Origin of the sequence: Herbaspirillum sp. B65 (genome assembly GCF_000333555.1) — a bacterium.
GTDB classification, from domain to species: domain Bacteria; phylum Pseudomonadota; class Gammaproteobacteria; order Burkholderiales; family Burkholderiaceae_D; genus Herbaspirillum; species Herbaspirillum rubrisubalbicans.
In genome coordinates this window covers 1-7299 of the sequence record NZ_BADI01000682.1, presented here as the reverse complement: position 1 = coordinate 7299, position 7299 = coordinate 1, and the positions used below count along the sequence as shown (strand labels likewise).

At 63.6% G+C, this 7299-nt stretch carries 3 protein-coding genes and 1 pseudogene; 3 read left to right on the top strand and 1 reads right to left on the bottom strand.

The window, feature by feature from the left end:
* Positions 1-837: TolC family protein (locus I5W_RS16210; protein ID WP_044530003.1), on the top strand; the 837-nt coding region annotated here is incomplete at its 5' end.
* 380 nt (positions 838-1217) lie between these two features.
* Positions 1218-5744: a S8 family serine peptidase gene (locus I5W_RS29955; protein ID WP_305809656.1), complete on the top strand. Its 4527-nt coding sequence runs from the start codon at positions 1218-1220 to the stop codon at positions 5742-5744.
* Between the two features lie 45 nt (positions 5745-5789).
* On the opposite strand, the gene I5W_RS16195 is transcribed toward I5W_RS29955, so the two are convergent.
* Positions 5790-6701, bottom strand: coding sequence for a LysR family transcriptional regulator (locus I5W_RS16195; protein ID WP_017451561.1), 912 nt, complete (start codon positions 6699-6701; stop codon positions 5790-5792).
* Between the two features lie 364 nt (positions 6702-7065).
* Between I5W_RS16195 and I5W_RS16190 the strand changes: the two are divergent.
* Positions 7066-7299, top strand: a pseudogene (locus I5W_RS16190) (ABC transporter substrate-binding protein); the annotation flags it as partial.

Sequence of the window (7299 nt, the reverse complement as noted above, 5' to 3'; positions counted from 1 at the left end):
CAGGCGGTGCAGGCACAGGAGCAGATGCTCAAGCTCACCAGCCAGCGCGTGGCGCGCGCACGGGCCTCTTCGCTGGAGCAGATCCGTATCCAGAACCAGCTCGACGCCAGCCGCGCCGACCTGATCCCCNTGCAAGCCGATCGCGAGGCCTACTTGAACCAGCTAGCCACGCTGCTGGGCCAGGAACCGGGCACGCTCGACAGTGAACTCACGGCCACAGCACCTGTACCGTTGCCACCGCAGCAGGTCGCAGTAGGCGATCCGTTGTCCTTGCTGCGACGTCGACCGGACGTGCGCGCAGCCGAACGCACGCTGGCCGCCGACACCGCCAAGATCGGCCAGGCCGAGGCGGCGCGCTATCCCAGCCTGAAACTGTTTGGGGTGATCGGCCTGGGTGGCACGCATCCCTCGGATCTGACCCGACTGGATGACTTCGCCGCCCTCGGTGCGCCGATGCTGAGTTGGAACTTCCTCGACTTCGGTCGCGCCAAGGCGCGCGTCACGCAAGCCGAGAGAGTGCGCGACGAAGCCGAGATGAAGTACCGCCAAGCTGTGCTGGAAGCCTTGCGCGACGCCGAGGATTCCTTGTCGCGCTTCCGCTATGGTCGCGTCACGGTGGCCACCTTGGCGCGCACCAAGGCTTCTGCCGATCGCGCCCTGGAACTGGCGCGCCAGCGTTACCAGGCCGGTACCGGTACCCTGATCGAATTGCTCGATACCACGCGCCAGCAGATCACTGCCCAGCAGAACCTGTTGCAGGCCGAGGCCAACCTGACGCGCAGTTTCGTCGGCATCCAGAAGGCCCTGGGCCTGGGCTGGTCAGACCAGCAGAGCTGATCCCGGGCTTGTTGTTGCTCATGCCGGCAGCGACCTGGTTCGCTGCCGGCCAGTAGTCCCTCTCTCTTTCCCCCCCTTTTTCTCCCACCTTCTCCGGCGCCATGCAACGGCGGCGTTGGCAGCCGCCCGTGATTGCGTCCAGGTGGTATTCCCGCGCTTTTATTCCTGTCTTCACGTGCTGACGTGACGCAAAAAGCTTCAGCTTTTCTTGGTCTGGACAGCACCAAAAGACAATGTCCAGAACGGCGTCGGCCCCCGACAATGCGCCCCTACAAAAAGGTCGGTATCAGCCGGCATCAGGGAGACGACAACAAGGACGGGGTCGGACTGGCATTCCCGATCACCTGGCCAATTCCACATGATCGACCTAGGAAGGGAAGATGAAGAATAAAAAGAAGCCGTCAAGGCAAGCCACGATGACGTCACCAGCGGGTTTGCAAAAGAAGCGCCTCTGCGGCGCTGTATTACTGACCCTGGGCCTGCCGGCCAGCGCCCAGAGCTACGTCAACTATGACGGCAGCAGCAGCACCGATGTCGCCGCCGCCGTGGCCAGCTGGGCCACCAATACCGAATTCAAGACCGACTGGGGCCTGGGCGCGATGAATGCCCAGTATGCCTATGCGGCCGGGTTCTCGGGCCTAGGCATCAAGCTGGGTTCGGTCGATTCGGGGCTCTTGCTGACGCATGCCGAATTCGTCAGTCGCGACGTCAAGGCCCTGGCCGTCATCGGCACCTATGCCAACGATGGGTCGCAATACCAGGATGGCAGCCAGCCCTGGAAAAGCGGTGACGCCTTCAGCACCACCGGTGCACTGAGCACGCTCAACGACAAGCACGGCAGCCATGTTTCCGGCTCCATTGCCGCGGCCAAGAATGGCGCGGGCATCATGGGCGTGGCCTTCGCCAGCGACTACTACATCACCAATACCAACGGCACCGACAGTTCGGTCTATGGCGTGAACATGGACTACAACTACTTCAAGGCGGCCTATGGCAACCTCGCCAGCGCCGGTGTGCGCGTCATCAACAGTAGCTGGGGCAGCCCTGATTCGCGCGATGACTTCGGCTCCATCAGCGGGGTGGCGGCGGCCTACCAGCGCCTGCAGGGCGGCGGCAAGAAGACCTGGCTGGATGCGGCAGCCGACGTGGCGCAAGCGTCCAATACCCTCATGGTGTGGGCGGCCGGCAATACCGGCAAGGCCAACGTCAACATCCGCTCGGCCCTGCCGTATTTCAGGCCGGAGCTGGAACAGAACTGGATTGCGGTGGCCGCCATCAATGCCAGCTCGGTCCTGCCCAGCTTTTCCAACCAGTGTGGCCTGGCCAAGTACTGGTGCCTGTCGGCGCCGGGCTCGGCCATCCCCAGCCTGAACATCACGTCCGACACTGCTCTGGTGAACGCTTCCGGCACCTCCATGGCCGCGCCCCATGTCACCGGCGCCCTGGGTGTACTGATGGAGCGCTACCCCAACCTCGACAACCAGGCCATCCGCACCATTCTGCTGACTACCTCCACCCACCTGGGCAGTGGCGCAGTGGATGTGCCCAACGCCATGTTCGGCTGGGGTCTGCCTGACCTGAAGAAGGCCTTGAATGGACCGGCGCAACTGCTGGGCGTCTTCAACGCCAACATCGGCAGCGGTGTTAGCGACACCTGGAGCAATGACATTTCCGAGGCTGCCCTGGTCCAGCGCAAGAGCGAGGACAAGGCCCAACTGGCAGCCTGGCAGGCCTTGTCGGTGAGCACCCTGCAAGCGGCGGTGGACAGTGCCACCGCCCAGGTCACCAGCCGCGTCAACAGCGGCTACGATGCCGCCCTGGCGCTGGTGCAGACGCGCGCCCAGCGCAATGCCACCTACCAGGCCAGCAAGAAGAAGGAAGACAATACCGCCTTCCAGAATGCCGACAAGGCGGTCGCTGCCAATCCTCTGGCCGCGGCCATTCTCAAGCAATCCGGCACGGGAGCGTTGTTGAGCAAGGAGCAGTTGCTGACCTATGTGCTCTCTACCGACACCGACATGGTCGCCGCCAACCTGGCCCTGGGCAACTACAAGGGGCAGACCGCCTACCTCGACGCCGTCCAGAAGAAGACCGATGCCGACTACGTGGGGACCTTGGTCAAAAGCGGCGCCGGCGTTCTCACGCTGTCCGGCAACAATAGCTATTCCGGGGGCACCCGTCTGGAGAGCGGTACGCTGGCGGTGGCTTCGGCGACGGCGCTGGGCAGCGGTGCCTTGGGCATGAACGATGGCACCACCCTGCGTGCCGCTGCGGATGGGCTCGCGCTGGGCAATGCAGTCAGCCTCCATGGCGAAGGGCGCATCGATACCCAGGCCTTCACGCTCACGCTCAACGCCGGCATCGCTGACGGCAGCGGCAAGGGTAGTCTGGTCAAGCAAGGCGAGGGCACGCTGCGCGTGCTCGGTCCGGTCCGCTACAGCGGCAACACCACCATCGCTGCCGGTACCCTCAGCGTGCCATCCTTTGCCCAGACCTCGGACCAGATCCTGACTGTAGGTGTGGCCAGTGCGACCCAATACGGCAAGCTGGCCGTCACTGGTACGGCCAGCTTCGCCTCGGGCGCCCGGCTGGCGGTGGACGTGACCAAGGCCGCGACGCTGGCACGCGGCCAGACACTGGGCGGCGTCATCACGGCCGGCAGCCTCAGTGCGCCGAGCCTGAACGTCTCCGACAATTCGCTGCTGTTCGACTTCCAGCCTCTCGTTGCGAATAACGCGGTGGACCTGAACATCGTCGATGTGGTCAGCATCCAGCAGGTGGTCAAGGATACCCTGGCGCCTGCCACTGTGGCAGCGGCTCCAGCTGCCGTCGTCACGCCAGTCGCAAGCACACCGACATCAAGTACGTCGGCGGCGAGCGCCTCGGTAGAAAACACCCCCGCAGCAAGCACCCCGGCGGCAAGCACTCCGGTAGAAAACACTCCGGCAGCGAGCGCTCCGGCAGCAAGTACTCCGGCAGCAAGTACTCCGGCAGTAAGTACCCCGGCAGTAAGCACTTCGGCGGTAAGCACGCCGGCAGCAAGCACTCCGGCGGTAAGCACTCCGGCAGCAAGTACTCCGGCAGTAAGTACGCCGGCAGTAAGTACGCCGGCGGTAAGCACTCCGGCAGCAAGTACTCCGGCAGTAGCAAGCACTCTGGCGGTAAGCACTCCGGCGGTAAGCACTCCGGCGGTAAGTACGCCGGCAGCAAGTACTCCGGCGGTAAGCACTCCGGTAGCAAGTACGCCGGCAGCAAGCACTCCGGCAGCAAGCACTCCGGCAGTAAGCACTCCGGCAGTAAGCACTCCGGCAGTAAGTACGCCGGCGGTAAGCACTCCGGCAGTAAGTACGCCGGCGGTAAGCACTCCGGCAGTAAGCACGCCGGCGGTAAGCACTCCGGCAGTAAGCACTCCGGCAGTAAGTACCCCGGCAGTAAGTACCCCGGCGGTAAGCACGCCGGCAGTAGCAAGCACTCCGGCAGCAAGTACGCCGGCGGTAAGCACTCCGGCAGCACGCACGCCAGCGGCAAGTACTCCGGCAGCAAACACGCCAGTTGCAAACGCCCCCGCGGCAAGCACACAGGCAGCAAGCACACAGGCAACAAACACCCAGGCAACAAACACCCAGGCAGGAAGTACGCCGGCAGCAAACACCTCGGTAGCAAGTACTCCGGTGGCAAGCAAGCCCGCAGCAAGCACTCCGGTAGCCACCACGCCGGCAGCAAGCACGTCGGCAGCAAGTACGCTGGCAGCGCCACCACCGGCATTCCGAACTTCTCTGGCAATCGCCTCCGCAACTGCCGCTGCGCCGGTGGCGCCAGTGCTGGACCGGCAGATCCAGCATCCATCCAGCGGTGACATGGCCCAGGTCGTCACTGCGCTGGGTCGGTTGCCTGATGCCACCAGCCTGATGCGTGCGGCCAGCCAGACCCTGCCCAGGAACGATAGCGCCAGTGCCATCCGTGGTAGCCAAGCCTCGCTCAATCGGGTCATCGCCACGCGCGTCGAGACCGGCTCCTCCGGCATCGAGGGCGCAGGCGCTGGCAGCGGCCTGGCCTACGGCGAGGCAGGGGCGGACCGTCAAGTCTGGATCATGCCCTTCGAATCGCGTACCAACCAGGGCGACCGGGGCGGTGCGTCCGGGTTCAGTGCCAGCACCTGGGGCATGGCTGCCGGCGCCGAGATGGAACTGGAGCGCGGACGCGTTGGCGTCTCCTATGCCTATGCCGGCACCAGCACCAGCGGCAACACCGCCATCACCGGCACCGGCAGTCGCAGCCGCATCGAATCCAACATGCTGGCCCTATATGGCAGCGTTGCGTTGGGCGAGCTGGCGCTGGGCTGGCAGGCTGACCTGGGCTGGAACGGCAACCGCCTGGCCCGCGATCTGCAGTTCGGTGGTCTGAACCGCATCGCCAGCAGCCGCTACCACAGCTGGAGCGCGCATGTAGGCGCAAATGTGTCGCACACGCTGTCCTTGAGTGAAGCATTGAGTCTGGCACCTGCCTTGCAGCTCGACTACACCCGCCTGCAAAGCCCTGCCTACGCCGAGAGCGGGGCGGGTGATCTCAGCCTGTTGGTCCAGGGCAAGCGCAGCCAGGCGCTGTTGCTGGGCGTGGCCGCGCGTCTGAACTACGCCGTGACGACAGCCTCGCAGATCAGCACCTACCTCGGTGCCAGCTACGATGCCATCAACGACCGCGACGACCTGGTCGCCACCTACGCCGGGGCGCCGGGGCAAGCCTTCGCCGCACCCGGTACGGCCCGCTCTCCGTGGCTGTTCAAGGCGGGCGTGAGCTATCGCTACAAGCTGATGGCGACGGCTGACATCACGTTGCGCTTGGATGCCGAAGGCCGCAGCGGTTTCATCAACCAGTCCGCCGCGCTCAAGGCTGGTTGGCGCTTCTGAGCGCCTGACATGTCCCCGGCCGCGATGATGGCGGCCGGGTGGCGATCACAGATCCTTGCTCAATTCCGTCACCAGATAATCAAGGAAGATTTCCACGCTGCGCGGCAAGGTGCGTCCGGCCAGGGTCTGCACTTCCACGAAACGGCCATCGACCGGGCAATCACGGATCGGCCTCATGCTCAATTCGCCGCGTTCGATGCGGTAACGCACCGTGACGTCACCGGTGATGGAAATCGCATCGTTGTCCAGCACGTAGTTGTGCAGCGACTGGATATAGTTGCTGGTCATCACCGGTTCGATCACCACCTGCTGGCGACTGCAGGCGATGTCGAACAATTGCCGCAGCGTCGTGGTGGGGTCGGGCAGGGCCATCGGATAGGGTTTGAGCTGGGCCAGCGAGAGATGGCGAAAGCGCGCCAGCGGATGGTCGTTGCGCATGACCAGCGCAATCGGTCCGGGCTGGCGATGCACCACCTTGATTTCCGGCTCGGGCAGGCGCGAGAAGGTCAGGCCGATGTCGGCATTGCCTTCGCGTACCTGGCGCGCCACCATGGTCGGTATCCCCACGAAGAGCTGGAACACGAAACCCGGATATTGTTTCTGGAAGGTATTGATCACGCGCGGCAGGAAATCGATGGCAAAGCCCTCCGAGGCCGCCAGTCGCACGCGCCCGCTGCGCAAGCCCTTCAAGGCCTGCAGGTCGGCCACCACGCGGTCGGCTTCCAGCGCCATCTTGCGCGCATGGGCCGCCAGCATCTCGCCTCCGGCCGAGAGCACCATGCCGCGCGGACGGCGTTCGAACAAGACCGTGTCGAGGATTTCTTCCAGGCTGCTGATCTGGCGGCTGATGGCCGAACTGGCCACGTTGAGGCGTTGCGAGGCCTCGCTGATGGAGCCGCAGCGCACCACTTCCAGGAAGTAACGCAGGGCAGTCTCTTGCAGGTGATGTGATTTCATGTGCTGTCTCGTTGGCGGCTGGCAACCGCGTGTTCGGGTAAAGAATGACCAATGCTGACCAGCACTGCATGAACAGTGCGGTACAAATTTTCCATGGTTTATTTGGTGCGCACCTCACGCCTTTGGTGCAGCCCTGGCGTGCCTGTCACGCACTGCGATGCTGCACCTGCTTCCAGGCCCGCGACCCAGTGGCGATGCGCCTTTCATCGGGGTGGCTACATTGTGGTGCAGCATCCATGCCTTCCTTAAAAAGCAACGCAGACATAGAAATTCTATAATTGCGGCATCGATTAATCCTAGCCTAGTATGCCCTTCGACGTCGCGGTTTTTTTCAAACATCTCTTCTTCGAACTAAGGGGCTGGAATGAACGCAATACGCAAATCCATCATGGGCTGGTCGCGCTGTGCAGTGTTGGTGGGCGGGGCCTTGACGGCCTTGGCTGCCCATGCCAACAAGGCCAACGACACCCTGGTCTATGCCTCCGACAGCGAAGTCGAGAACATCAGCCAGTACCACAACAACCTGCGTGAAGGCGTGATCCTGGCGCATTTGATCTGGGATACGCTGATCTACCGCGATCCCAAGACCAACGAATAT